25 protein-coding genes are annotated in these 22,563 nt (G+C 70.5%); 10 read left to right on the forward strand and 15 right to left on the reverse strand.

The window, feature by feature from the left end; all coding sequences use genetic code 11:
* Positions 1–251: 251 nt before the first annotated feature.
* A complete protein-coding gene (locus ACIQAC_RS25015) occupies positions 252–1,301 on the reverse strand; it encodes a LacI family DNA-binding transcriptional regulator (protein WP_402194288.1) in 1,050 nt (349 codons plus the stop codon).
* Between the two features lie 226 nt (positions 1,302–1,527).
* On the opposite strand from ACIQAC_RS25015, the gene ACIQAC_RS25020 reads away from it, so the two are divergent.
* From ACIQAC_RS25020 to ACIQAC_RS25030, 3 genes are read left to right on the forward strand one after another with little or no spacing between them, the layout of a single operon-like run.
* Positions 1,528–2,679, forward strand: a complete 1,152-nt coding sequence (locus ACIQAC_RS25020) for a Gfo/Idh/MocA family protein (RefSeq protein WP_402194289.1) — start codon at positions 1,528–1,530, stop codon at positions 2,677–2,679.
* Positions 2,676–3,827, forward strand: a complete 1,152-nt coding sequence (locus tag ACIQAC_RS25025; protein ID WP_402194291.1) for a dihydrodipicolinate synthase family protein — start codon at positions 2,676–2,678, stop codon at positions 3,825–3,827. The genes ACIQAC_RS25020 and ACIQAC_RS25025 overlap by 4 nt, the downstream gene beginning before the upstream one ends.
* Positions 3,824–4,657 carry a sugar phosphate isomerase/epimerase family protein gene (locus ACIQAC_RS25030; protein ID WP_402194293.1) on the forward strand — a complete coding sequence of 278 codons (834 nt, stop codon included), beginning with the start codon at positions 3,824–3,826 and terminating at the stop codon, positions 4,655–4,657. Before ACIQAC_RS25025 ends, ACIQAC_RS25030 begins: the two co-directional genes overlap by 4 nt.
* A gap of 166 nt (positions 4,658–4,823) precedes the next feature.
* Here ACIQAC_RS25030 and rbsD read toward each other — a convergent pair whose 3' ends face one another.
* The 5 genes from rbsD to ACIQAC_RS25055 all read right to left on the reverse strand — a co-directional run bounded on the left by rbsD (position 4,824) and on the right by ACIQAC_RS25055 (position 10,979).
* The gene (gene rbsD, locus ACIQAC_RS25035) at positions 4,824–5,213 is read right to left on the reverse strand and encodes a D-ribose pyranase (protein WP_402194487.1); all 390 of its coding nucleotides are present in this window, start codon (positions 5,211–5,213) and stop codon (positions 4,824–4,826) included.
* 13 nt (positions 5,214–5,226) lie between these two features.
* The gene (locus ACIQAC_RS25040) at positions 5,227–6,129 is read right to left on the reverse strand and encodes a ribokinase (RefSeq protein WP_402194295.1); all 903 of its coding nucleotides are present in this window, start codon (positions 6,127–6,129) and stop codon (positions 5,227–5,229) included.
* A 92-nt stretch (positions 6,130–6,221) separates the two neighbouring features.
* Complete coding sequence (locus tag ACIQAC_RS25045; RefSeq protein ID WP_402194296.1) at positions 6,222–8,177, reverse strand: substrate-binding domain-containing protein; 1,956 nt, start codon at positions 8,175–8,177, stop codon at positions 6,222–6,224.
* Positions 8,167–9,723: a sugar ABC transporter ATP-binding protein gene (locus ACIQAC_RS25050; protein WP_402194298.1), complete on the reverse strand. Its 1,557-nt coding sequence runs from the start codon at positions 9,721–9,723 to the stop codon at positions 8,167–8,169. The genes ACIQAC_RS25045 and ACIQAC_RS25050 overlap by 11 nt, the downstream gene beginning before the upstream one ends.
* The gene (locus ACIQAC_RS25055) at positions 9,720–10,979 is read right to left on the reverse strand and encodes a LacI family DNA-binding transcriptional regulator (protein WP_402194300.1); all 1,260 of its coding nucleotides are present in this window, start codon (positions 10,977–10,979) and stop codon (positions 9,720–9,722) included. Before ACIQAC_RS25055 ends, ACIQAC_RS25050 begins: the two co-directional genes overlap by 4 nt.
* A gap of 265 nt (positions 10,980–11,244) precedes the next feature.
* On the opposite strand from ACIQAC_RS25055, the gene ACIQAC_RS25060 reads away from it, so the two are divergent.
* Positions 11,245–11,931, forward strand: a complete 687-nt coding sequence (locus tag ACIQAC_RS25060) for a TetR/AcrR family transcriptional regulator (RefSeq protein WP_402194301.1) — start codon at positions 11,245–11,247, stop codon at positions 11,929–11,931.
* A gap of 71 nt (positions 11,932–12,002) precedes the next feature.
* Positions 12,003–12,674, forward strand: coding sequence for a hypothetical protein (locus ACIQAC_RS25065; protein ID WP_402194303.1), 672 nt, complete (start codon positions 12,003–12,005; stop codon positions 12,672–12,674).
* A gap of 102 nt (positions 12,675–12,776) precedes the next feature.
* Here the strand turns inward: ACIQAC_RS25065 and ACIQAC_RS25070 are convergent, their stop codons facing one another.
* Together ACIQAC_RS25070 and ACIQAC_RS25075 are read right to left on the reverse strand one after the other, a co-directional pair.
* Complete coding sequence (locus ACIQAC_RS25070) at positions 12,777–13,940, reverse strand: cytochrome P450 (RefSeq protein WP_402194304.1); 1,164 nt, start codon at positions 13,938–13,940, stop codon at positions 12,777–12,779.
* Between the two features lie 185 nt (positions 13,941–14,125).
* Complete coding sequence (locus tag ACIQAC_RS25075; RefSeq protein ID WP_402194305.1) at positions 14,126–14,560, reverse strand: VOC family protein; 435 nt, start codon at positions 14,558–14,560, stop codon at positions 14,126–14,128.
* A gap of 77 nt (positions 14,561–14,637) precedes the next feature.
* On the opposite strand from ACIQAC_RS25075, the gene ACIQAC_RS25080 reads away from it, so the two are divergent.
* Together ACIQAC_RS25080 and ACIQAC_RS25085 are read left to right on the forward strand one after the other, a co-directional pair.
* Positions 14,638–14,931, forward strand: coding sequence for an ArsR/SmtB family transcription factor (locus ACIQAC_RS25080; RefSeq protein ID WP_402194307.1), 294 nt, complete (start codon positions 14,638–14,640; stop codon positions 14,929–14,931).
* On the forward strand, positions 14,928–15,317 hold the full coding sequence (locus tag ACIQAC_RS25085) for a VOC family protein (protein ID WP_402194309.1): 390 nt from the start codon (positions 14,928–14,930) through the stop codon (positions 15,315–15,317). Before ACIQAC_RS25080 ends, ACIQAC_RS25085 begins: the two co-directional genes overlap by 4 nt.
* Positions 15,318–15,334: 17 nt before the next feature.
* Here ACIQAC_RS25085 and ACIQAC_RS25090 read toward each other — a convergent pair whose 3' ends face one another.
* Both ACIQAC_RS25090 and ACIQAC_RS25095 read right to left on the reverse strand, forming a co-directional pair.
* Complete coding sequence (locus tag ACIQAC_RS25090) at positions 15,335–15,580, reverse strand: hypothetical protein (RefSeq protein WP_402194311.1); 246 nt, start codon at positions 15,578–15,580, stop codon at positions 15,335–15,337.
* Positions 15,581–15,764: 184 nt separating this feature from the next.
* Entirely contained in the window at positions 15,765–16,175 is a 411-nt protein-coding gene (locus ACIQAC_RS25095) for an ATP-binding protein (protein ID WP_402194312.1), read from the reverse strand.
* A gap of 208 nt (positions 16,176–16,383) precedes the next feature.
* Here ACIQAC_RS25095 and ACIQAC_RS25100 point away from each other — a divergent pair, with 208 nt between their 5' ends.
* The 3 genes from ACIQAC_RS25100 to ACIQAC_RS25110 all read left to right on the forward strand — a co-directional run bounded on the left by ACIQAC_RS25100 (position 16,384) and on the right by ACIQAC_RS25110 (position 17,770).
* Positions 16,384–17,220, forward strand: coding sequence for a Scr1 family TA system antitoxin-like transcriptional regulator (locus ACIQAC_RS25100; RefSeq protein ID WP_402194489.1), 837 nt, complete (start codon positions 16,384–16,386; stop codon positions 17,218–17,220).
* 7 nt (positions 17,221–17,227) lie between these two features.
* Positions 17,228–17,416, forward strand: coding sequence for a DUF397 domain-containing protein (locus ACIQAC_RS25105; RefSeq protein WP_402194314.1), 189 nt, complete (start codon positions 17,228–17,230; stop codon positions 17,414–17,416).
* 165 nt (positions 17,417–17,581) lie between these two features.
* Positions 17,582–17,770, forward strand: a complete 189-nt coding sequence (locus ACIQAC_RS25110) for a DUF397 domain-containing protein (protein WP_402194315.1) — start codon at positions 17,582–17,584, stop codon at positions 17,768–17,770.
* On the opposite strand, the gene ACIQAC_RS25115 is transcribed toward ACIQAC_RS25110, so the two are convergent.
* From ACIQAC_RS25115 to ACIQAC_RS25135, 5 genes are all read right to left on the reverse strand, one after another.
* Positions 17,745–18,830, reverse strand: coding sequence for a YncE family protein (locus tag ACIQAC_RS25115; RefSeq protein WP_402194316.1), 1,086 nt, complete (start codon positions 18,828–18,830; stop codon positions 17,745–17,747). The genes ACIQAC_RS25110 and ACIQAC_RS25115 overlap by 26 nt on opposite strands.
* A 91-nt stretch (positions 18,831–18,921) precedes the next feature.
* Positions 18,922–19,740, reverse strand: a complete 819-nt coding sequence (locus tag ACIQAC_RS25120) for an ABC transporter permease (RefSeq protein WP_402194318.1) — start codon at positions 19,738–19,740, stop codon at positions 18,922–18,924.
* The gene (locus ACIQAC_RS25125; protein WP_402194491.1) at positions 19,737–20,720 is read right to left on the reverse strand and encodes an ATP-binding cassette domain-containing protein; all 984 of its coding nucleotides are present in this window, start codon (positions 20,718–20,720) and stop codon (positions 19,737–19,739) included. The genes ACIQAC_RS25120 and ACIQAC_RS25125 overlap by 4 nt, the downstream gene beginning before the upstream one ends.
* Before the next feature lie 97 nt (positions 20,721–20,817).
* Entirely contained in the window at positions 20,818–21,663 is an 846-nt protein-coding gene (locus ACIQAC_RS25130) for a DUF4097 family beta strand repeat-containing protein (RefSeq protein WP_402194320.1), read from the reverse strand.
* 135 nt (positions 21,664–21,798) lie between these two features.
* Positions 21,799–22,326, reverse strand: a complete 528-nt coding sequence (locus ACIQAC_RS25135) for a hypothetical protein (protein WP_402194321.1) — start codon at positions 22,324–22,326, stop codon at positions 21,799–21,801.
* Positions 22,327–22,563: the final 237 nt, after the last annotated feature.

The raw sequence follows: 22,563 nt of genomic DNA on the forward strand, positions 1-22,563 counted from the left end.
GTGTGGGCCCGGTGGGGGCAGATCGCGCAGTTCCCCGCGCCCCTTAAAAGGCAGGGCGTCGCCGCCTCGCCCCTCCAGCCCAAGCCGCGGGCATGCGTGCCGCCTGGGGCGGCACGGGTGGGCGCGGGCGGCGCCCCGCCAACGCCGGGCTGCGTGACCCACCCCGCCTCAGCCTCCACGCCGGGTCGCGTGACCACCCCGTTCAGCTGTGACGCCGGGACCCGGCAACGCCAGTTGCCCCCCGACCCCCGTCACCCCACCCGAGGTACTCCGGAAGAGCCTCGGACCATCAGTTCGCCCCGTACCATAGCGATCCCCCCGGGCGGCCCCTCCTCCCGCCCCATCGCGATCCGCCCGGCACGGGCCCCCGCCTCCGCCAGCGGCAGCCGGACCGTCGTCAGGGACGGGACCGTGTCCACGCTGAACGGGAGGTCGTCGAAGCCGACCACCGACACGTCGTCCGGGATACGCCGCCCGGACTCCCGCAGCGCCGCACACGCCCCCAGCGCGACGGAGTCGTTCGCGGCGACGATCGCCGTCAACGTCGGATCCCTGCGCAGCAGTTCCACCGTGGCCTCGTAGCCGGACCGGCGGTCGTACCGGCCATGAAGCGACCACCGGGGGTCGTCAGCAACCCCCGCCGCCGCCAGCGCGGCCCGATGCCCCTCCAGACGGTGCCGCGTAGTCGTCCGTTCCTCCGGCCCCGCGATGTACCCGAGCCGCCGATGCCCCAGGCTGAGCAGGTGGTCGGTGAGCTCCCGCCCACCCCCACGGTTGTCGAAGGTCAGCGCGACCGCGTCCGTCCCCGGCGCCGGCGGCCGCCCGCACAGCACCACCCGCGTCCCCGCGTCCACCAGCCGTCGCAGCTTCGCGGAGACCGCCTCCCCGTGCGCGGTGTCCTCCACCGCCCCGCCGGTCAGCACAACCGCCGCCGCCCGCTGCCGTTGGAGAAGCGTGAGGTAGGTCAGTTCGCGTTCGGGGGAGCCGTTGGTGTTGCAGACCACCGCCAGCCGTTCGCCGCCCGCCCGCCCGCCGGGCCCGCCGATCTCGGACTGGATCGCGCTCGCCATGATCCCGAAGAAGGGGTCGGCGATGTCGTTGACGAGGATGCCGACGAGGTCGGACGTGGCCGCGGCGAGCGCGCTCGCGGGTCCGTTGAGCACGTAGTCCAGCTCGTCGACCGCCTTGAGCACCCGCTCCCGGGTGGAGGCGGCCACCGGATAGTTCCCGTTCAGCACGCGCGACACCGTCGCGGGCGAGACCTGCGCGCGGGCCGCCACGTCCGCCAGGGTCACCGTCATGTCGTCGTCCTCCGGTCGCGTGCGCTGCTCGGTGTCGAGCAGACCTTATGGCCCGGACAGCGGATTGTTCGCCCCCTCGAACAACTCGAAACGCGCGCACCCTTGTCCAGGCCTGCGGTCAGAGGCTAGCTTCTGATACGTAGAAAGCGCTTGCTGCTCGATGAGCGAATCGCTGCGCACGCCTCGGGAATCGAAGGGCGTACCAACCGCCCGCGAAGGGAACGACGTGACACGCAAGACGGTGCGGATCGCCATGAACGGCGTCACCGGGCGCATGGGCCACCGCCAGCACCTCGTCCGCTCCATCCTCGCCCTGCGCGAGCAGGGCGGCCTCGACCTCGGCGACGGCACCGTGCTGTGGCCGGAGCCGATCCTCGTCGGCCGCCGCGAGCACACCCTGACCGCGCTTGCCGAGCGGTACGGCCTGGAGCACATCGCGACCGACCTCGACGCGGTGCTCGCCGACGACTCCGTCGACATCTACTTCGACGCCCAGGTCACCTCCGCCCGCGAGGAGGCGATCAAGAAGGCGATCGCCGCCGGCAAGCACGTCTACACCGAGAAGCCGACGGCCACCGGGCTCGCCGGCGCCCTGGAACTCGCCCGGCTCGCCCAGGAGAAGGGCATCAAACACGGCGTCGTCCAGGACAAGATCTTCCTCCCGGGCCTGCTCAAGCTGAAGCGCCTGATCGACGGCGGCTTCTTCGGCCGGATCCTCTCGATCCGCGGCGAGTTCGGCTACTGGGTCTTCGAGGGCGACTGGCAGCCCGCCCAGCGCCCCTCCTGGAACTACCGCACGGAGGACGGCGGCGGCATCGTCGTCGACATGTTCCCGCACTGGGAGTACGTCCTGCACGAGCTGTTCGGCCGGGTGACCTCCGTCCAGGCCCTCGCCACCACCCACATCCCGCAGCGCTGGGACGAGCAGGGCAAGCCCTACGACGCCACCGCCGACGACGCCGCCTACGGCGTCTTCGAGATCGAGGGCGGCGCCATCGCGCAGATCAACTCCTCCTGGGCGGTCCGCGTCCACCGCGACGAACTCGTCGAGTTCCAGGTCGACGGCACCGAGGGCTCCGCCGTAGCCGGCCTGCGCAACTGCCGCGCCCAGCACCGCGGTGCCACCCCCAAGCCGGTCTGGAACCCCGACATCCCCGCCACCGAGCCCTTCCGCGACCAGTGGCAGGAGGTGCCGGACAACACCGAGTTCGACAACGGCTTCAAGGCCCAGTGGGAGCTGTTCCTGCGCCACGTCTACGCCGACGCCCCCTACCACTGGGACCTCCTCGCCGGCGCCCGTGGTGTCCAGCTCGCCGAGCTGGGGCTGAAGTCGTCGGCGGAGGGCCGCCGTCTCGACGTACCGGAGATCGCGCTGTGACGATCCGACTCCCGGACTCCAAGGGCGGGACGCGGGCCTACGCCCCCCGCCCCGAACCCCTCGCTCTCGACCCCGGCGCCCCTTTCACCTCTCGTACGGTCTTCTCGGCGGCGCACGTCGTCGCCGACCCGTACGCGGACGTGTCGCCCGACTCGGCCGCCGCCGTCGACTGGGACGCCACCCTCGCCTTCCGCCGGCACCTGTGGTGGCACGGGCTCGGGGTCGCCGAGGCGATGGACACCGCCCAGCGCGGGATGGGCCTGGACTGGGCGGGCGCGGCCGAGTTGATCCGCCGATCCGCCGCTGAAGCCAAGGCGGTTGGTGGCCGTATCGCCTGCGGTGTCGGCACCGACCAGATCACCGGCGGCACCCTGGCGGACGTACGGGCCGCCTACGAGGAGCAGCTGGCCCTCGTCGAGGAGTCCGGCGCGCAGGCCATCCTGATGGCGTCCAGGGCGCTGGCGGCCGTGGCCAGGGGGCCCGAGGACTACCTGGAGGTCTACGGCCATCTGCTGCGCCAGGCCACCGGGCCCGTCGTCCTGCACTGGCTGGGCCCGATGTTCGACCCGGCCCTTGAGGGCTACTGGGGCTCGTCCGACCTGGACGCGGCCACGGACACGTTCCTCGACGTCATCGCCGCGCACTCCGACAAGGTGGACGGGATCAAGGTGTCGCTCCTGGAAGCCCGGCGGGAGATCGACATCCGGCGCCGGCTGCCGCGGGGCGTGCGCTGCTACACCGGCGACGACTTCAACTACCCCGAGCTGATCGCGGGCGACGAGCAGGGCTTCAGCCACGCGCTGCTCGGCATCTTCGACCCGCTCGGACCGCTGGCGGCACAGGCGGTCCGCGTCCTCGACACGGGAAACGTCGACGGCTTCCGCCAACTCCTCGATCCCACGGTCGAGTTGTCCCGGCACCTCTTCCAGACCCCGACCCGCTTCTACAAGACGGGCGTCGTCTTCCTCGCCTGGCTGGCCGGCCACCAGTCCCACTTCACGATGGTCGGCGGCCTCCAGTCGGCCCGTTCCCTCCCGCACTTCGCCCGCGCCTACGAACTCGCCGACGGCCTGGGCCTGTTCCCCGACCCGAAGCTGGCGGAGGACCGGATGCGGAACCTGCTGTCCCTGTACGGAGTGACCCAGTGAGCGATCTCGCCCGCTTCAGCATCAACCAGATGACGGTCAAGCAGCTGTCGCTGCCGGAACTGGCCGACGCCTGCGCCGAGTCCGGCGTCACCAACGTCGGCCTGTGGCGCGCCCCCGTCCAGGCGTACGGCCTCGACGCCACCGCCAAGCTGGTCCGTGACGCCGGTCTGACTGTCACCACCCTGTGCCGCGGCGGCTTCCTCACGGCGATCGAGCCGACCGATCGGGCGCGGGCCCTGGACGACAACCGCCGGGCCGTCGACGAGGCCGCCACCCTCGGCACCGACACCCTGGTCCTGGTCTCCGGCGGACTGCCGGCCGGCTCGAAGGACCTGCACGGCGCGCGGGAGCGGATCGCCGACGCCCTGGGGGAGCTGGGCCCCTACGCCGAGTCCCGTGGCGTGAAGCTGGCCATCGAGCCGCTCCACCCGATGTACGCGTCCGACCGCTGCGTGGTCTCGACGCTCACCCAGGCCCTCGACCTCGCCGAACGCTTCCCGGCCCACCAGGTCGGCGTCACGGTGGACACGTACCACATCTGGTGGGACGACCGGGCGCCCGAGCAGATCGCGCGGGCGGGTGCGGGCGGCCGTATCCACACCTTCCAGCTCGCCGACTGGACCACCCCGCTTCCCGAGGGCGTGCTCAACGGGCGGGGGCAGATCGGCGACGGCTCGATCGACATGCGGGAGTGGAAACGCTACGTCGAGACGGCCGGGTACACCGGCCCGATCGAGGTGGAGCTGTTCAACGAGGGCCTGTGGGCACGGAACGGGCGTGAAGTGCTCGCGGAGACCACCGAGCGGTTCGTCACGCACGTCCTCGACTGAGCGGCGGAAAAAATTCCGCATCACCGTGCAACCCTCCGCCCGCCTTGGGTGTCGTACTTGGCATCAGGACTTCTAGGAGGGGGATCTGGGGGGATCGCGGGGGTTCTGATACGGAGGGGAAAGCAGGGGGGCCCGGTCGACGGACCGGGCCCCTCCAGTTTTGTGGCTAGAAGAACACCCCACACCGCAGCAGTACGTTCGCGTACGGCCGTGCCTCGCCCGTCCGGACGATCAGCCGCGCACCCGCCGACAGTTCCTTGAGCCGCTCGTGGGTGACCAGCTCCAGCCCGGGGAAGTGCCCGTCGAGCAGCCGTGCCGCCCGGGTGTTGGCGCCGCGCACCTCCGTCGCCGCCGTCGCGCCCTCGATCACCAGCTCGGCCAGCAGACCTTCCAGCACCTCGGCGAAGGACGGCACCCCGGCCCGGAACGCCAGGTCCACCACGCGCGGCCCGGCCGGGATCGGCATCCCGGCGTCGCACACCAGCACGGTGTCCCCGTGCCCCAACTCGGCCAGCGCCCCGGCCAGATACCGATTGAGAATCCCACCCCTCTTCACCACCCGACCCCCCTCACAGCGCCGCCACTTCCTCCGGTGTCGGATACGACTCCTGTGCCCCGGCCCTGGTCACGGCCGCCGCCCCCACCCGGGCCGCGTACGCCGCCGCCACCGGCAGTGGTTCGCCGAGCCCGAGCCGCCAGGCCAGGGCAGCCGTGAAGGCGTCCCCCGCCCCGGTCGTGTCCACGGCGTCCACCTTCACCGACGGCACCCGTTCGACGCCGTCCGTGGCCGCCACCAGCGCGCCCTCCGCACCGAGGGTGACGACGACCGAGCGGGGACCCTTGGCCAGCAGCAGCCGGGCCCAGTCCGCGGGGTCGTCGCTCACACACGAGTCGCCGAGGATCACCTTGGCCTCGTGCTCGTTGACGATCAGCGGATCGCAGGCGGCGAGGATCTCGCCGGGCAGCGGACGCGGCGGCGACGGGTTCAGTACGAACCGGCTGTCCGGCGCCAGACAGCGCACCAGTTCCACCACCGTCTCCAGCGGGATCTCCAGCTGCGTCGAGACCACCCGCGAGGCGTGGAAGAGGCTGCCCGCCGCCCGGACGTCCTCGGGCCGCAGCCGGCCGTTCGCGCCCGGCGACACCACGATGCTGTTGTCCCCGGACGGGTCCACCGTGATCAGCGCGATCCCGGTCGGCGCCCCGCCGACCAGCACACCCACCGTGTCCACCCCGGCCGCCCGCTGCGAGTCGAGCAGCAGCCGGCCGTACGCGTCGTCGCCGACCCGCGCCAGCAGCGCCGTACGGGCGCCGAGGCGCGCGGCCGCGACCGCCTGGTTGGCACCCTTGCCGCCCGGATGGACGGACAGGTCGGAGCCGAGCACCGTCTCGCCCGCGTCCGGCCGCCGCTCGACACCGATCACCAGATCGGCGTTGGCGGATCCCACGACCAGCAGGTCGTAGTCGTACATCACGTGTCTCCCCAGGTAGGTGACGTGGGGCGGTGGTCGCACCGGGCGACCGCCGCCCCTCCCCGTTGTTGGTGCGGTCGTTGTCGGTGCGGTCAGCCGCCGAAGCCGGCCACGTTCTCCTTCGTGACCACCTTCACCGGCACCTTCACCGTCTTGCTGACCTTCTCGCCGTCCGCGGCCCGCAGTGCGTTGTCCACCGCGATCCTGCCCAGTTCGGTCGGCTGCTGCGCCACGGACGCGTACAGCGTGCCCGCCTTCACCGCGCCCAGCCCGTCCGGGGTGCCGTCGAAGCCGACGACCTGGACCGACTTGCCGGCCTTCGAGCCGAGCGCCTTGATCGCGCCGAGGGCCATCTCGTCGTTCTCCGCGAAGACCCCGTTGATGTCGGGGTGCGCCTGGAGCAGGTTGGTCATCACGTCGAGGCCCTTGGTGCGGTCGAAGTCCGCGGGCTGCTTGGCGACGACCTTGATGCCCGGGAAGGCCTTCAGGCCCTCGGCGAAGCCCGCGCCGCGCTCCCGGCTGGCGGAGGTGCCGGCCTGGCCCTGGAGGATCACGATCGTGCCCCTGCCGCCGAGCCTGTCGGCGAGCGCCTTGGCGCCGAGCTGTCCGCCCTCGACGTTGTCGGAGGCCACCAGGGCCGCCGTGTCCGCCTTGTTGACCCCGCGGTCGACGCCGACGACGGGGATGTGTGCCTTGTTGGCGGCGCGTACGGACGGTCCGGCCGCGTCCGAGTCGACCGGGTTGACGATGATCGACGACAGGCCCTCGCTGGTGAAGTTCTGTAGCTGGTTGGCCTGTTGGGAGGCGTCGTTCTGGGCGTCGGTGACGGTGAGGTCGACGCCCTTCTTCTTCGCCTCGGCCTCCGCCCCGGCCCGGATCTGCACGAAGAACGGGTTGTTGAGGGTGGACAGCGACAGCCCGATCTTCTGGTTCGAGGACGAGGAACCGGTGTGCAGCAGCGAGGTCGCGCCCACGATCGCCGCGGCGACGACGGCCGCGAGGACATAGGTCAGCGCCTGCCTGCCCCGGTTGCCGCCACCGGACCCGGCCGGGGTCGCGCCCGCCTTGCGCCGCACGGTGTCCAGCAGCACGGCCAGCGCGATCACCACACCGATCACGACCTGCTGCCAGAAGGCGGACACGGAAAGGAGGTTGAGGCCGTTGCGCAGCACCGCGAGGATCAGCGCGCCGATCAGCGTCCCGGACGCCTTGCCGGTGCCGCCGGCCAGCGAGGCGCCGCCGATGACGACGGCCGCGATCGCGTCCAGCTCGTAGCCCTGCGCGGCCTGCGGCTGCGCGGAGGACAGCCGGGAGGCGAGCACGATGCCCGCGGCGGCGGCGAACAGCCCGGAGAACGCGTAGATCGCGAGTTTCTGCCGCTTCACCCGCAGCCCGGAGAGCCGGGCCGCCTCCTCGTTGCCGCCGATCGCGTACATCGAGCGGCCGATGTAGGTACGGCCGAGCACGAACGCCGTGATCAGACCCATCACGATCATCACGAGCACCGGCACCGGCAGCCAGCCGCCCAGCGTGTCGCCGAGGTGCGAGACCGAGTCGGGGAAGGCGATCGGGGAGCCCTGCGAGATCACCAGCGACAGACCGCGCGCCACCGACAGCATGGCGAGCGTCGCGATGAACGGCGGCAGTTTCCCGTACGAGATCAGGAAGCCGTTGACCAGGCCGCAGACGATGCCGGTGGCGACCGCGAGGAGTACGGCGAGGACGACGGGGACGCCCTCGCTGGTGGCGCTCCAGGCGAGCACGGTCGCCGACAGGGCCGCCACCGAACCCACCGACAGGTCGATGCCCGCCGAGACGATCACAAAGGTCACACCGAAGGCGAGGATCGCGGTGACGGCCGCCTGGACGCCGATGTTGAGCAGGTTGTCGGTGGTGAGGAAGTCCCCGGACAGCGCCGACAGGGCGATGACGAGGACGATCAGCGCGGTGAGGGCGCCGTTGTCCAGCAGCAGCCTGCGCAGGCCGCCGGCGGTGGACGTCCGGCCACCACCCGCGCCCGGCGTGCTCTTGAGCGTGTCACTGGCCACGGGAGGCCTCCGTTCCATCGGTTGTTCCGTCTTCTGGTCCGTCTTCTGGTCCGTCTTCGGGGGAGCTGACGGCGAGCGCCATCACGGCGTCCTGGGTCGCCCGGTCGGCGGGGAGTTCGCCGGCGATCCGCCCCTGGGCCATCACCAGCACCCGGTCGCTCATGCCGAGCACCTCGGGCAGATCACTGGAGATCATCAGTACGGCGGCCCCGGCGGCCGTGAGTTCGTTGATCAGCTGGTAGATCTCGACCTTGGCGCCGACGTCGATCCCGCGCGTCGGCTCGTCGAGGATCAGCACCTTGGTGTCGGCGAGCAGCCACTTGCCGATGACGACCTTCTGCTGGTTGCCGCCGGACAACGTCCGTACGTGCTGGCCGAGTCCGGCCATCCGCACGCCCAGCTGCCCGGCGATCCGCGCGGCCGCCTCCCGCTGCCCCTTGAGGTCGACGACCCCGCCGTGCGTGGCGCCCCGCAGGGTGACGAGCCCGAGGTTCTCCGTGACGGAGGCGTCGAGCACCAGGCCCTGTCCCTTGCGGTCCTCGGGCACGAGCCCGATCCCGGCGGCCATCGCGGCCGGCACGTCGTGCCCGCGCAGCCGAGTCCCGGCGACCGTGACGGCTCCCTTGTCGTAGGGATCGGCGCCGAACACGGCCCGTACCACCTCGGTACGGCCCGCCCCGACGAGCCCCGCGATACCGACGACCTCCCCGGCCCGCACCTCGAAGCTGATGTCGTGGAACACCCCGTCCCGGGTGAGCCCTTCGACACTGAGCAACGCGGCCCCGGCGTCCGGCCGTTCGCGCGGATACTGCTGCTCGATCGACCGCCCGACCATCAGCCGTACGAGTTCGTCCTCGGCGGTGTCGGCGGGCACCTCCCCGACGCTCCTCCCGTCCCGGATCACGGTCACCCGGTCCCCGACGACGGCGATCTCCTCCAGGTGGTGGGTGATGAACACGATCCCCACGCCGTCGGCCCGCAGCTGCCGCACGATGGCGAAGAGCTTCTCGACCTCCTCGGTCGTCAGCACGGCCGTCGGTTCGTCCATGATCAGCACCCGGGCGTCCAGGCTGAGTGCCTTGGCGATCTCGACCATCTGGAGCCGGGCGATGCCGAGTTCACGCACCCGCGCGCGTGGCGACACCTTCACACCCACGCGCGCGAGCAGTTGCTCGGCGTCGGCCTCCATCCGCTTCCGGTCGATCACCCCGAACCGCCGAGGCTGCCGCCCGAGAAAGATGTTCTCGGCGACGGTCAGATCGGGAACGAGATTGAACTCCTGGTAGATGGTGGCGATCCCGAGCCGCTCGGAGTCCTGCGCCCCGTGGACGCGCACCTCCTCACCACCCACCACGATCCGCCCGCCGTCGGGTGTGTAGGCGCCGGACAGCATCTTGATCAGCGTGCTCTTCCCGGCACCGTTCTCACCGAGCAGCACATGCACTTCGCCGCGCCGCAGATCGAAGTCGACCCCGTCGAGCGCGACCACACCGGGAAACGTCTTACGGATGCCTTCGATACGCAGCAACTCGCCACTGTCACTCACGACTTGCTCCTGTCCGTGGTCGGTGGGGCGGGGTTCGGGGGGCTGACGGGGGCCGGGGCGGTGACGGGGACCGGGGCGGTGACGGGGGCGGCGGGGGCCGCCGGCGCGGGCCGGGTCGCGGAGCGTGCGCGAGCCGCACGCGGTGTGCGGGAGGCCGGGGCGGCGGGTGCCGCGGCCGACGGTTCGCCGGGCGGCCGGGGGGTGGGGGCACCCGGGGGCTCCACCGGCCCCGGCTGCTTCCGGGAGCCCGCCGAAGGCCCGGCGCCGGCCGCACCGCAGGACCGCCGCACAACGAGCCGTGCGGGCAGGGTCACCGACTGCGGGGGCCGTCCCTCGATGACGTCGACCAGCGCGCGTACGGCGGCCCGGCCCACTTCGCCGGTCGGCTGGGCGATCGCGGTGATCGGCGGATCGGTGTGCACGAACCAGCGGATGTCGTCGAACGCGGCGAGCGCGATGTCGTCGGGCACCCGCAGCCCGCGCGCCCGTATGGCGTCCAGCGCGCCCAGGGCCATCAGATTGTCCGCGGCGAAGACCACCTCGGGCGGCTCGGGCAGGTCGAGGAACCCCTCGGTGACCCGCCGCCCGCTCTCGGCCTGGAAGTCGCCCTGCCCGATATAGGCGTCCGGCAGCGGAAGCCCGTGCTCGGCCATGGCCTCCCGGAAGGCCTCGATGCGCTCACTGCCGGTGGTGGTCGCGGCGGGCCCCGCGATGATCGCCAGCCGCCGGTGCCCGAGCCCGCACAGATGCGCGACGAGATCCCGTACCGCCGCCCGCCCGTCGGACCGCACCACCGGCACGTTCACCCCGGGAATCCACCGGTCGACGAAGACCATCGGCGTCCCGGCCCGCGAGGCGTCCAGTATCAGCGGGGAGCCGCCGTCGGCGGGCGAGACGAGCAGCCCGTCGATCCGCCGGTCCAGCAGGGTCCGTACGTGGTGGTCCTGGAGGTCGGGACGCTCGTCGGCGTTCCCGATGATCACGCTGTAGCCGAGCGCGCGGGCCGCCTCCTCGACGGACCGGGCCAGCTCGGTGAAGTAGGGGTTCAGCACATCGCTGATCACCAGCCCGAGGGTGCGGGTCTGGTCCGTGCGCAGGGAGCGGGCGACGGCGTTCGGCCGGTACCGCAGCGCCTCGACGGCGGCCAGCACGCGGGCACGGGCGTCCGCGCTGACGGACGGATGCGCGTTCAGCACCCGCGACACCGTGGCGACGGACACTCCCGCCTCGGCGGCGACGTCCTTGATGCTCGCCATCCCCGACCCACCTCCTCGTGGAATCGATTACATCGACGCGTCAGCAGCGATTGGAATCGATTACACGCCGAGAGTCAACCCCCTGGGAGGGGCGGATTCCGCAACCGGGCCCCGAAACTAGAGAACACTGTTCTCGGATCTGCCCGGGATCTGTCTCGGCGGCGAATCCGGCGAGGCCGCGGCGGGGGACCTGGGGTGATCAGGTGAAACGATCCCCCGCTGTGGCCGACCGATTGGCAACGCCGTTGACTTATAAGGTGGTTGCATGGTCACTTCACGGCAGGTCGCGCGCGAACGGATGATGCGTGACATCGTGCGCGTCGGGCGCGAGCACCTGGCGACGGTTCTGCCGGCGGACCTCTCCCTGCGGGCCGTGGCCCGGGACATCGGGGTCGTCCCGTCGGCGCTCTACCGCTACGTCCAGGACCGCGAGGCACTGATCACGCTGCTGATCGTCGACGCGTACGACGAACTGGCCGACGAGGTGGACGCGGCGCTCGCGAAGGCGTCGGACCTGCCGCACCGCGAGCGCCTCCAGGCGGCGGTGCTCGCGGCCCGGGCCTGGGCGGTCCGTGAACCGTCCCGGTTCGGCATGCTCTACGGCACACCCGTCCCGGGCTACGCGGCCCCCGGCAGCCGGACGGTGGAGCCCGGCACCCGCTTCGCCCTGGCGCTGGCCCGGGTGATCGAGGACGCCTGGCGGACGGGCCAACTGCGCCCGCTGGAACCCCCGTTGAACGAGACGGTCCTGGCCGACATGGAACGCCTGCGCGCCACCCTCGGCTTCGAGATGCCGTTGGGCAACGCGGCCCGGGTGTACGGCCTTTGGTCGGCGGTGATCGGGGCGATCCTGTTCGACACGTTCGGCCACTACGCGGCGGACACGGTGACCGACCCGAAGGAGTTCCTGCGGGCGCATGTGGAGGGGCTGGCGGGGATGGTGGGGTTGTGACGGGCAGCGGGTCGGGTGAGCCCCGGGAGCCCGGGGAGTCCGGGGGGACGGGGCTCGCTACGGCGGAGGAGATGCACGAGTACCTCGTCGAGCAGATCAACCGCATGCTGCGCAGGTCGGGCATGTACGGGGAGGTGGAGGCCGCGTTGTGGCTGGCGATCAATCACCTTCTCTTCCTCGAAGGGCGGTCCGGGGCCTGGAAGGAGCAGACCGAGGCCTGGGAGGCGCAGGGGCTGTGGACCTCGATCGGGGTGAAGGGCGCGTTCCGCGCGGTGCTGCCGGCCAACCGGGAATCCGACAACGTGGCCTCCGTCTACGCCGAGTTCGCGCGGCGGCAGGGCTGGCTCAGGCCCGACCGGGTGCTGGATGCCGGGGAGTACGCGGCCCTGCGGGACACGTTCCGCGAGTGGGCCCGGCACGACCGGGTGTGGGCCGATGTGACCGCCGCCTTCGGCGCTCCCTCGGTGTTGTTCGGTGGCACGAATCCGCTCTACGGGAAGACCCTCGCCTATCTGACCGAGGACCCGGCGGAGCCGATGGTGTGCTTCCACCTGTGGAACGGCGCCGACCCGGGGTCGGAGGACACCTGGCCGCCCTCGCACCAGGAGCCCCTCCTCCTCGCGGTCCGCTGCGGCGACGGCGACTTCCAGGACCGCTTCACGTTCACACCGGAGGGGCGGAGCCGCAGGCCGGAGTTCGGTTGCTCCACCTGCGAGGCAATCGCCGTTGCCTCGCAGGCTTGAGGCCGGTTTCGGTTCCCGGGCCGGGGGGCGGTGGCACTCAGTACCAGTACCAGCGTCGGGCGGGCTTGTTGCTGAAGATTCGTCGCATCGCGGCGGCCATGGCTAGTCACCTCCCTCCGATGTGGAGTCCGATCCCCAACAGCGCGGAGCGCGGTGGAGGGTGAACGGCCGTGGGACGCTGCCCTCGGCCATGACCGGGCGCGTGTCGCCGCCGACGACGGTCAGGCGGGCGTCGCGGGTGAGGGCGGTCAGCGCGTCGGTGAGCAGTGTCTGCGCCACCGCCGCGCCGGGGCAGGTGTAGGGGCCCGCGCCGAACGTCACGTAGTGGCCGTGTTCGTCCGGGTCGCTCCAGCGGTCGGGCCGGAAGTCGTCGGGAGTGGTCCACTGGCCGTCCGCGTGGTGGATCAAGTAGGGGCTGACGGAGAGCAGTTCGCCGGGCCGGAAGGCGACTCCACCGATCTCCATGGAGTGCGGGACGGTGCGGCCGAGCATCCAGGGGGTTGGACGGAACCGCAGTGACTCACGCACGATCCGGTCGGCCGGCCAGGGCCACGGTGAGTCCGGGGTGTGATGCAGACAGGCCAGGAGCACGGACCAGGCGAGCGACGCGCTGATGGGGACCACGATCGCCCGGGACATCATCAGATGCAGTTCGGCGGCCGTCCGGTCGGTCACTTCGGTGCGGTGGCACACGTGGAGGACGGCGTCCAGCAGGTCACGTGGCTCGGCGGCGGGGTGGTCCCTGCGGTGGCGCACCTCATCGGTGAGCGCGCTGATGAGTCTGGCGCGCAGGATCTCCGCACGCGCCCGCTGCCAGGTGTGCGGTGCGTGGAAGAACACACCTTTGCGCGCGGCCCGATCGGCTGACCGACGCGTTCCGGCGGGGGTGCCGGGGTGCAGGAGCAGGTGCGACAGGCTCCGGTGTACCAGGGTGTTCGCGGCGGTGGGCCAGCGGCTGGCTGCCGGGAGTTCGGACACCGCCCGATTCAGTTCCGTGCCGTACTGCGGCAGGCTTGCCCGGAGGAAGTCCCGTACCGCGTGGCCGACTTCGGTCTGCGCCTGTCGTGTGGGCAGCAGGTCGTTGAAGAACCGGGATTTCCCCGTGTTGTATTCGGGGCTGCGCAGCAGCGTCTGCGACAGATCGGCGTCTCTGACGCAGTAACCGCCCCAGGGGAGCCGGATGACCGGCGTTGTGCTGCGGTGACGGAGGCTGTCGATGTACGCCAGCGGGTCTCGCCGGAACGCGCGTTTTTCTCCGGGCCTCATCGAGTCGTCTCCTCGGCGAGATTCTCGGGAACCGAGCCTGGTTGCGAAGTCCTGCAACCGCCGAGATCCCCGCCGCGGAGCGTGGAAAACCGATGTCCTGCGCTATCACTCGTGTGAGTGAGGAGGCAGGCGCGTGAACAAGCCACCCGGACCTGGGCCGTTGTGCGGGCGCCGGCAGGCGTGCGTCAGTCGAGGCAGAACTCGTTGCCCTCGACGTCCTGCATCACGATGCACGACTCGTTCTCCCCGTCGGCGAGGAGGATGTCCACGCACACCGCGCCGAGCGCGATCAGCCGGTCGCGTTCGGCCTCCAGCGTGGCGAGGCGCTCGGCGCCCACGAGCCCGGTACCGGCCCGTACGTCGAGATGGACCCGGTTCTTGACGACCTTGCCCTCCGGGACCCGCTGGAAGAACAGCCGCGGCCCGGCACCCGTGGGGTCACTGCACGAGAACCACGCCCCGCGCTTCTCGGGCGGCAGCGAGTCGTTGTAGGTGTCCCAGGTGTCGAAGCCCTCGGGCGGCTGCGGGGCGACGTACCCCAGCACCTCGCACCAGAAGCGCGCGACGCGCTCGGGGTCGGCGCAGTCGAAGGTGATCTGGACCTGCTTGATCGTGGACATCGGCGCACGATAGCAGGGGTGATCAAAGTGCAGGTAGGGGTTGATAGGCAAGTGGTGACTTGCCTATTGTGGGGGGCATGGCAGAGGATGTGCTCAAGGCCCTGGCCGACCCCACCCGTCAGCGCATCCTCGATGAGCTGGTGGAGCGGGACGGCCAGACGCTGTTCGAGATCTGTACGCGGCTGGTGACCAAGCACGGGCTGGGACTCTCCCGCCAGGCGGTCAGCCAGCATCTGGCGGTCCTCGAAGCGGCGGGCCTGGTCGAGACGCGCCGCGAAGGCCGCTACAAGTACCACAACCTCAACACACAGCCGCTTGAGCGCATCCTGACCCGATGGCTCAGGCCGAACACACCGGAGAAACCCTCATGAGGATCCACCTGACGCAGGTCTTCGTCGAAGACCAGGAGAAGGCCCTGCGCTTCTACACCGACACGCTGGGTTTCGTGAAGAAGCACGACGTCCCGCTGGGCGGCGAGGCCCGCTGGCTGACGGTGGTCTCACCGGAGGCGCCGGAGGGCACGGAACTCCTGCTGGAGCCTTCGGGGCACCCGGCCGTGAAGCCGTACAAGTCGGCGCTGGTCGAGGACGGCATCCCGGCGGCGTCGTTCGCGGTGGACGACGTGCAGGCGGAGTACGAGCGGCTGCGCGCGCTCGACGTGCACTTCACGCAGCAGCCGCTGGGGATGGGCGGCGTCACCACGGCCGTCTTCGACGACACCTGCGGCAACCTGATCCAGATCGTGCACAGCGAGTAGCTCCGCCGGCGCGGCCATCACTCCGGGGCGAACAACTCGGCCGCGTCCGTGGCCCGAACGGCCCGCTGGGCCCAGACCTCCAACTGGCCGAGGTCGGAAGAGGCGTCGACACGCCGCCGGACATCCTCGGAGACCGGAATGCCACGCCACTCCAGAATCTGGAGAATCATCCCCCGCCGGTCCTCGATACGCCCCTGCTCTCGACCTTCCTCGCGGACCTGCTCGGCGAGCGGGTGTCGCCAGAAGTACTGGATCGCCGTCATCAGATCCCTCCACATTTCCTTCGCCCGGGGATCAGCCAGGCATGAGTCGACGAACTGCACTTCAGTGCGGCGATCTCCCGAGGCTCGGGAAACGGCACGTGCAGGACCCGCTGTAATGCGCGGGTCAGCAGGGCCGGATCCTTCTGGAAGATTCTGTGCAGGGCCTCGTGCGACGAGCCCACCATTACGCTGCCTCCAGTTCGCACCACACGTACTTGCCCCGGCTGCCGTGCCGGGCCAGTGGCTGCCAGCCCCATACGGCGGAGCAGGCCCGTACGAGGGCGAGCCCCCGCCCCTCCTCCAACGCGAGCGCCTGCTCCAACGGCACGGGTGGTTCCGGCGGTTCGGGGTCCGCGTCCCACGCGCCGATCCGCAGAGTCCCGGGTGGGGACCAGCGCACCCGGAGCGCGGCCGGCCCCTTTGTGTGCCGTACGGCGTTCGACACCAGCTCCGTGGCGAGCAGTTCGGCGACGTCGACCAGGCCGATGAGCCCGTGCATCGTCAGGATCAGCCGGAGGGTGCGGCGGCTCACGGTGACGGCTCGGAGGTCGTTCGGGATGTGGAGGGAGTACTCCCAGGGTTCGTTCTCGGGCATGCGTCAGCTCCTGGCGGAGGGCGAAGGGGGTGTGGGCGACAAGCGGTGTCATTGCCGGGTCCGTCATGGCAGGACGGAGTGGTGCGCTTCCGCGGTGTGTGCGTCGCATCACTGACGGTAGGGCTTACTCGTAATGCCGGGCAAGTCGATCGCGTAATCTGACGCCGAACGAGCGGAATCCGCCGGCGTGTTGAACGAGGAGCTTTTGATGGGTCTGAGGCGCGAACCGACTGCGCGTCAGAGGCGCTTGGGCGTGGAGTTGCGCAGGCTTCGCGAGGCGGCCGGGCTCAACACCGTCGAGGCGGCGGCGCTGCTGGGAGTGAATCGAGTCCACGTCACGCAGATCGAATCCGGGACCACGGGTGTGGGGGAGGAGCGAATGCGCCGGCTCGCGTCCCACTACGCCTGCACGGACGAGAAGTTCATCAGCGCCCTGGTCGGGATGGCCACGGATCGTACGCGCGGTTGGTGGGAGGAGTATCGCGGCCTGCTGCCAACATCGTTCCTGGACCTCGCGGAGCTGGAGCACCACGCTACGTTCCAGCGCGAGGTCGCGATCCTTTACGTACCAGGCCTGTTGCAGACGGAGGAGTACGCCCGAGGGGTGTTCTCCTCCCGAGTCCCTGAACTCGCCGGTGACGAACTTGAGTTGCGTCTACGTCACCGCATGAGGCGCCAGCAGGTCACTGTCCCGTACGAGTTGGTGATCCACGAGGCAGCCCTCCGCATCCGGGTCAGCGACCGAGGCGTCTCGCGGGCTCAACTCGCCAAACTTTTGGAGCTCTCCGAAGCGGACAGCATCACCGTGCGCGTCATCCCGTTCGACCTGGACGACTTCGGCAGCGCTGCCAGCGCCATGACGTACGCCGGTGGCCCGCTCACGAAACTCGACACAGTTGTGCGCGACGTGCCCCACGGCTCGGCCTTCATCGATTCCGAAGCGCAGCTCAGCGTCTGTCGAACACGTTTCCGTAGAGTGGAGGCTGTATCCCTCACTCCCGATCGGTCGCGGGACTTCATCCACCGGCTGGCAAAGGAGCTGTGACGTACCCATGGACAACTGGCGGAAGTCCTCCTACTCGGGGCCGGACGACGGCAACGCCTGCGTGGAGATCGCAACCTCCCCCACCCACATAGCCGTCCGCGATTCCAAGACCCCCACCACAGCCACCCTCACCTTCCAGGCCCCCACCTTCGTCACCTTCCTCCACGCCCTCAAGAGGTCGGCCCGGGACTGGTGAGCCGTGCGCCCGTCGACGCACCGGACTCCTCAGGCGGTGGCCAACAACCTATATTCGAGGCATGGTTGGCATCGGTGGCAGGGCGGGACAACATGAGTCGCGTCGGAACCAGTTATCCCTAGCGGCAACTCGGCACAAGCTGGCGAAAGAGCTGTGAGGCACCCCATGCACAAGTGGCGGAAGTCGTCCTACTCCGGTGGAGGCGACGGCAACGCCTGCGTGGAGATCGCAACCTCCCCCACCCACATAGCCGTCCGCGATTCCAAAACCCCCACCACAGCCACCCTCACCTTCCGGTCCGCCGCCTTCGCGACCTTCGTCGCCACGCTCAAGAGACCGGCGCAGGACTGCTGACCTGCGGCAGCAACACCGCCGAGTCCGGCTCCAGCCGAGTGTCGAACGTGCCGACGACCGAGAACCGTTCCAGATCCACGACCGCGATCCGATTCGCGCCCAACAGGGACACGTACGCCAGCGGCCTGCCCGGGTGAAGGGCCACCGCGGACGGCGTCCCGTCGAGGGAGAGCGTGCGCACCCGCCGTAGATCCGTGCTCCAGACGGACACCGCGTTGCCGACGATGTCCGTCACCAGCAACCGCTCGTCGTCGAGCACGTACACCCGCAGAGGGTCCCCACCTGTCGTCGCGGTCCGGCGTACCTTCATCGTGCGGGCGTCGACGGCCACCAGCGAGGAACTCTTCCGGGCGCCGACGTACAGCGTCTTCTCGTCCGGGCTCAGACAACTGCTCTCGGGCAGTTGCCCGGGGGTGACCAGGACGGGCGGTACGGCGGCGTCGTACGGGCGTACGAGGCTCACCGTGTGGGACAACAGGCCGGTGACATAGGCCCGTTCGCCGTCGCGGCTGACCGAGAAGAGGTGGGTCTTCACGCCGTGCGTCGGCACCGCCCGGCTCGGGGCCGTGTCGGTGGCCGGGTTGTCGAAGCCGAGCAGTACGGCCTTCTCCTCGCTCAGGGCGTACAGCCGGTCGTCACGGTCGAGGCGGATGCCGTGGACGCGGTTGAAGGGCCGGGTGTCGATGGTGCGGGCGAGGGACCGCTCGGCGAGGTCGATGACGAAGACGGCGGCGCCGCCCTCCCCGACGGTGGAGGCCATCCGTACGCCGTAGTGCCCGACGTAGGCGAAGCGTCCGCGGGAGTCCACGACCATCTCGTGCGGGTAGTCAGGGAGTTGGACGGTGTGCAGGCGCTGTCCCGACCCGGCGTCGTAGAAGCCGACCGCGTGGCTGCCCTTCTCGACCACGATCAGTACGTCGGCCTGCGCCGCCCTGGACGCGGCTGAAGCGGGTGCCGCCGGCCCACTGGCCAACGCCCCGGCGCCCACCGCCTTGATCACTGTCCGACGTGTCGCCACAGCCCCGTACTCCGATCCCTCGGCGGTCAGTCGGTGACTCATGCACACCCGAGCTTGCTCGACGCGGGCCTGTGGAGTCCACAGGGCGGCGCACCCCGACCGGTGTCGGGATGCGCCGCCCTGATGCGAGCCCTTACTTGGGGTCCCGGTTGAACAGCGACTTGGACCAGAAGTAACCGAGTACGGCGAGCGCCACGGCCCAGCCCACCGCCAGCCACCCGTTGTGGCCGATCTCGCTGCCGAGCAGCAGGCCCCGGAGGGTCTCGATGGCCGGCGTGAACGGCTGGTACTCGGCGACCGGCCGGAACCAGCCCGGCATCGCGTCCAGCGGCACGAACGCGCTGGACAGGAGGGGCAACACCATGAGCGGCAGCGCGTTGTTGCTGGCCGCCTCGGCATTGGGGCTGGACAGGCCCATGGCGACCGCGATCCAGGTGAGGGCGAGGGAGACGAGCGCGACCAGGCCGATTGCCAGGAGCCACTCCAGGGCCGTGGCGTCCGTGGAGCGGAAGCCGATGGCGACGGCGACCGCCCCGACGAGCAGCACACTCATCACACACTGGATGACGCTGCCGAGGACATGGCCGATGAGGACCGACCCGCGATGGATCGCCATGGTGCGGAAGCGGGCGATGATGCCCTCGTTCATGTCCATGGCGACGGACACCGCGCTGCCGATGGTGGTGCCGCCGATGGTCAGCATCACGATGCCGGGGACGATGTACGCGAGGTACTGCGACCGGTCCCCGCCACCGCCGCCGATCCCCGCGCTCATGGTGTCGCCGAAGATGTAGACGAAGAGCAGGAGCAGCATCACCGGCGTGAGCAGCAGGTTCAGGGTGAGCGACGGGTAGCGCCGGACGTGCAGGAGGTTGCGGCGCAGCATCGTGGACGAGTCGCGCACGGCGAGGGAGATCCGGGACGGGCGGGCGGGAGCCGAGACGGTACTCATCGGACGTTCTCCTTGGTCTGGTGCTGCTGGGCGGGGACGTCGGTGCGGTCGGTCAGGGCGAAGAAGACGTCGTCGAGGTCGGGGGTGTGGACGGTGAGCTCGTCGGCCTCGATACCGGCCGCGTCGAGCCAGTCGAGGATGGAGCGCAGCTCGCGCTGGCTGCCGTCGCTGGGGATCTGGAGGGCCAGCGCCTCGTCGTCCCGGGTGACTTCGCGCAGTGCGTGTGCTGCGGACTGGTAGGCGTCCGGGTCGGAGAAGCGGAGCCGGACGTGCCCGCCCGGGATCAGCCGCTTCAGCTCCTCCGCCGTACCCTCGGCGGCGATCCGGCCGTCGTTGAGGACGGCGATGCGGTCGGCGAGTTCGTCGGCCTCCTCCAGGTACTGCGTGGTGAGGAAGACCGTCACACCGTCGGAGACGAGTTCGCGGATGATGCCCCACATGTTGTGCCGGGACCGCGGGTCGAGGCCGGTGGTCGGCTCGTCGAGGAAGATGATCCGCGGGCTGCCGACCAGGGTCATGGCGATGTCGAGGCGGCGCTTCATACCGCCGGAGTAGGTGGAGGCGGGCTTCTTCGCCGCCTCGGTCAGGTCGAAGCGCTCCAGCAACTCCGCGGTGACGCGGCGCCCTTCGCGCTTGGAGAGGTGGTGGAGGTCGGCCATGAGGAGCATGTTCTCCTCGCCGGTGATCAGACCGTCCACGGCGGAGAACTGGCCGGTGACGCCGATCGCGGCCCGCACCCCGTCCGCCGCCGAGGCGACGTCGTGGCCGGCGACCTGCGACTCCCCGCCGTCGGCACTGATCAGCGTGGAGAGGATCTTCACGACAGTGGTCTTGCCGGCCCCGTTCGGCCCGAGCAGAGCGAACACGGTCCCCGAGGGGATCCGCAGATCGATGCCGTCGAGCACGGTCTTGTCCCCGTACGACTTGCGCAGCCCTACGGCGGAGACGGCGACGGGGGAGTGGGAACTGGTCGTGGGCATGACAGAAGAAGGCATGGGGCCCTCCCAATCGAAGGCGTGGTGAGCGGTGAGGTGAGGTGAGGTGGTGGTGGCCGGCGCTACGGAGGTGAGGGCCCGGTCAGCCCTTGGCGCGGCGGATGTCGATGTTGCCGTACTTGGTACGCGCGCGGACCTCGACGGTGTCCTCGGACTTGCCGGGCGCGTCCGACGTCTTGAGCGTGTTGCGGACCTGGCCGGAGTTCGACTTCACGTCGAGCCAGGTGGCCGTGCCCTCGCGGACACCGACCTCGATGGCACCGTAGGAGGTCTCCAACTGGACGACACCGCGGGCCACTTCGGCCACCCGCAGGGTCCCGTGGGCGGTCTTCGCGACGACCGAGGCCTCGGCGCGCTCGACGGAGATGTCACCGTTGGCGCCGTTCACCCGCAGATCGCCCAGGACGTCGCCGACGATGATGGTGCCGTGCGAACTCTTGATGACGGCCGGGCCGTTGACGGCACCGACGCGCACGCTGCCGGAGCTGGTGCTGACCTCCGCCATCCCCTCGACGCGGTCCACGGTGATGGCGCCGTGCGCGGCCGTCAGATGGAGCGGGCCGGTGGTGTCGAGGCGGACGTCGCCGGACGAGGTCTTCACCCGCACCTCGCCGAGCCGGCCCTCACCGAGCACCTGGGCCCAGGCACCGGTCATCTCGACCTGGGAGCCCGCGGGCAGTTCGACCGTGACGTCGACCGTGCCGGTACGCCCGACGAGGTAGCGCTGCTTGGGTGTACGGACGGTCAGCTGACCGCCCGCGAACACCACCTCGGTCTGCTCGCAGGCCCGCACGTCCTGGTCCTTCTTCGGGTCCCGGGGCTGCACGTCGACAACAGTGTCGACACGGTCCCCCGCGACGAACTGGATGGATCCGGCTTCCACGTGCACGGTCGCCGAGATCGGCTCAGAAGTCTCGAAAGTAGGCATGACTGTCCCGTCCTCTTGGGTCTCAGATCAATTCCGGGTGATTTCAACGCCGCCAGGGGCGCGGGGCTGTATCGGTGTGCGGCTCCGCCGCGTGGGCGCGATCAGGCGCGACGGCGCCGCGGCCGAAGGCGGTCCTTACCGGACCCACCCCGTAAAGCTCTGTCCAACCGTCTGGGTCTTCTCGGGCTGGCGCACCCGCCCCCCACCCTCAACCGCGGCGGAAACGGCCCGCACAAGCCACGCGTTGACCGACAGCCCCTCCCGCCCCGCGGCCTCCTCGGCCCGAGCCTTGAGATGGGCCGGCAACCGCAGGTTGACCCGTGCGGTGCCACTCTCGTCACCGTCGACGGGCGGCACCGCGGCCGGCGCCGCAAGCGGCTCGGCAGACGGCGCGCCCCGGTCCTCGTAGACCGCGTCGCCCCCCGCCCGCGTCACCACGAAGTCCGGATCAAGCCCCCGCAGCCGTACGTCGACCGACCCCGGGGCGAGCTCACGAGTGATCTCGTCCATCGCGGCGGAGAGCACGTTGAGCATCGTCAGCCGGGTCGCCGACTCCAGCGGCGCGGTGAGCCGCTCGGCCAGCTCGCGGGCTTCCTCGCCACCGGCTTCGGCGGCCACCGCGAGTTCGCGGCGAAGGTTCTCGACATACGGCGTCAGGTCCATGACGCCATAGTGGCACCGTTGTGGCACCACGCGCAACCCCAAAGTGGTGCCGCACCCGAATGAGAGCCACCCCGACCACCCTGACCTGCGAAAATCCGTTGGCGCCACCGTGACGCATCACGGCACCACCCTCGCCCCCACCCACTCCGGCGCCGCGAATGGCATCACGTGGCATCACGTGGCACCACATGGCGCCAAGCGATGCCACCGCCCCCCGCGGCCCCCCACCCGGCAAGA

Source organism: Streptomyces sp. NPDC088387, assembly GCF_044753385.1.
In the GTDB taxonomy this organism is placed as follows: domain Bacteria; phylum Actinomycetota; class Actinomycetes; order Streptomycetales; family Streptomycetaceae; genus Streptomyces.

What these genes read in the sequence shown, in the direction of transcription:
- ACIQAC_RS25015 (WP_402194288.1), bottom strand. Translation starts at nt 1,301, where the DNA reads ATGACGGTGACCCTGGCGGACGTGGCGGCCCGCGCGCAGGTCTCGCCC.
- ACIQAC_RS25040 (WP_402194295.1), bottom strand. Translation starts at nt 6,129, where the DNA reads ATGTACGACTACGACCTGCTGGTCGTGGGATCCGCCAACGCCGATCTG.
- ACIQAC_RS25055 (WP_402194300.1), bottom strand. Translation starts at nt 10,979, where the DNA reads ATGGCGAGCATCAAGGACGTCGCCGCCGAGGCGGGAGTGTCCGTCGCC.
- ACIQAC_RS25060 (WP_402194301.1), top strand. Translation starts at nt 11,245, where the DNA reads ATGGTCACTTCACGGCAGGTCGCGCGCGAACGGATGATGCGTGACATC.
- ACIQAC_RS25065 (WP_402194303.1), top strand. Translation starts at nt 12,003, where the DNA reads ATGCACGAGTACCTCGTCGAGCAGATCAACCGCATGCTGCGCAGGTCG.
- ACIQAC_RS25070 (WP_402194304.1), bottom strand. Translation starts at nt 13,940, where the DNA reads ATGAGGCCCGGAGAAAAACGCGCGTTCCGGCGAGACCCGCTGGCGTAC.
- ACIQAC_RS25075 (WP_402194305.1), bottom strand. Translation starts at nt 14,560, where the DNA reads ATGTCCACGATCAAGCAGGTCCAGATCACCTTCGACTGCGCCGACCCC.
- ACIQAC_RS25080 (WP_402194307.1), top strand. Translation starts at nt 14,638, where the DNA reads ATGGCAGAGGATGTGCTCAAGGCCCTGGCCGACCCCACCCGTCAGCGC.
- ACIQAC_RS25085 (WP_402194309.1), top strand. Translation starts at nt 14,928, where the DNA reads ATGAGGATCCACCTGACGCAGGTCTTCGTCGAAGACCAGGAGAAGGCC.
- ACIQAC_RS25090 (WP_402194311.1), bottom strand. Translation starts at nt 15,580, where the DNA reads ATGACGGCGATCCAGTACTTCTGGCGACACCCGCTCGCCGAGCAGGTC.
- ACIQAC_RS25095 (WP_402194312.1), bottom strand. Translation starts at nt 16,175, where the DNA reads ATGCCCGAGAACGAACCCTGGGAGTACTCCCTCCACATCCCGAACGAC.
- ACIQAC_RS25100 (WP_402194489.1), top strand. Translation starts at nt 16,384, where the DNA reads ATGGGTCTGAGGCGCGAACCGACTGCGCGTCAGAGGCGCTTGGGCGTG.
- ACIQAC_RS25105 (WP_402194314.1), top strand. Translation starts at nt 17,228, where the DNA reads ATGGACAACTGGCGGAAGTCCTCCTACTCGGGGCCGGACGACGGCAAC.
- ACIQAC_RS25110 (WP_402194315.1), top strand. Translation starts at nt 17,582, where the DNA reads ATGCACAAGTGGCGGAAGTCGTCCTACTCCGGTGGAGGCGACGGCAAC.
- ACIQAC_RS25115 (WP_402194316.1), bottom strand. Translation starts at nt 18,830, where the DNA reads ATGAGTCACCGACTGACCGCCGAGGGATCGGAGTACGGGGCTGTGGCG.
- ACIQAC_RS25120 (WP_402194318.1), bottom strand. Translation starts at nt 19,740, where the DNA reads ATGAGTACCGTCTCGGCTCCCGCCCGCCCGTCCCGGATCTCCCTCGCC.
- ACIQAC_RS25125 (WP_402194491.1), bottom strand. Translation starts at nt 20,720, where the DNA reads ATGCCCACGACCAGTTCCCACTCCCCCGTCGCCGTCTCCGCCGTAGGG.
- ACIQAC_RS25130 (WP_402194320.1), bottom strand. Translation starts at nt 21,663, where the DNA reads ATGCCTACTTTCGAGACTTCTGAGCCGATCTCGGCGACCGTGCACGTG.
- ACIQAC_RS25135 (WP_402194321.1), bottom strand. Translation starts at nt 22,326, where the DNA reads ATGGACCTGACGCCGTATGTCGAGAACCTTCGCCGCGAACTCGCGGTG.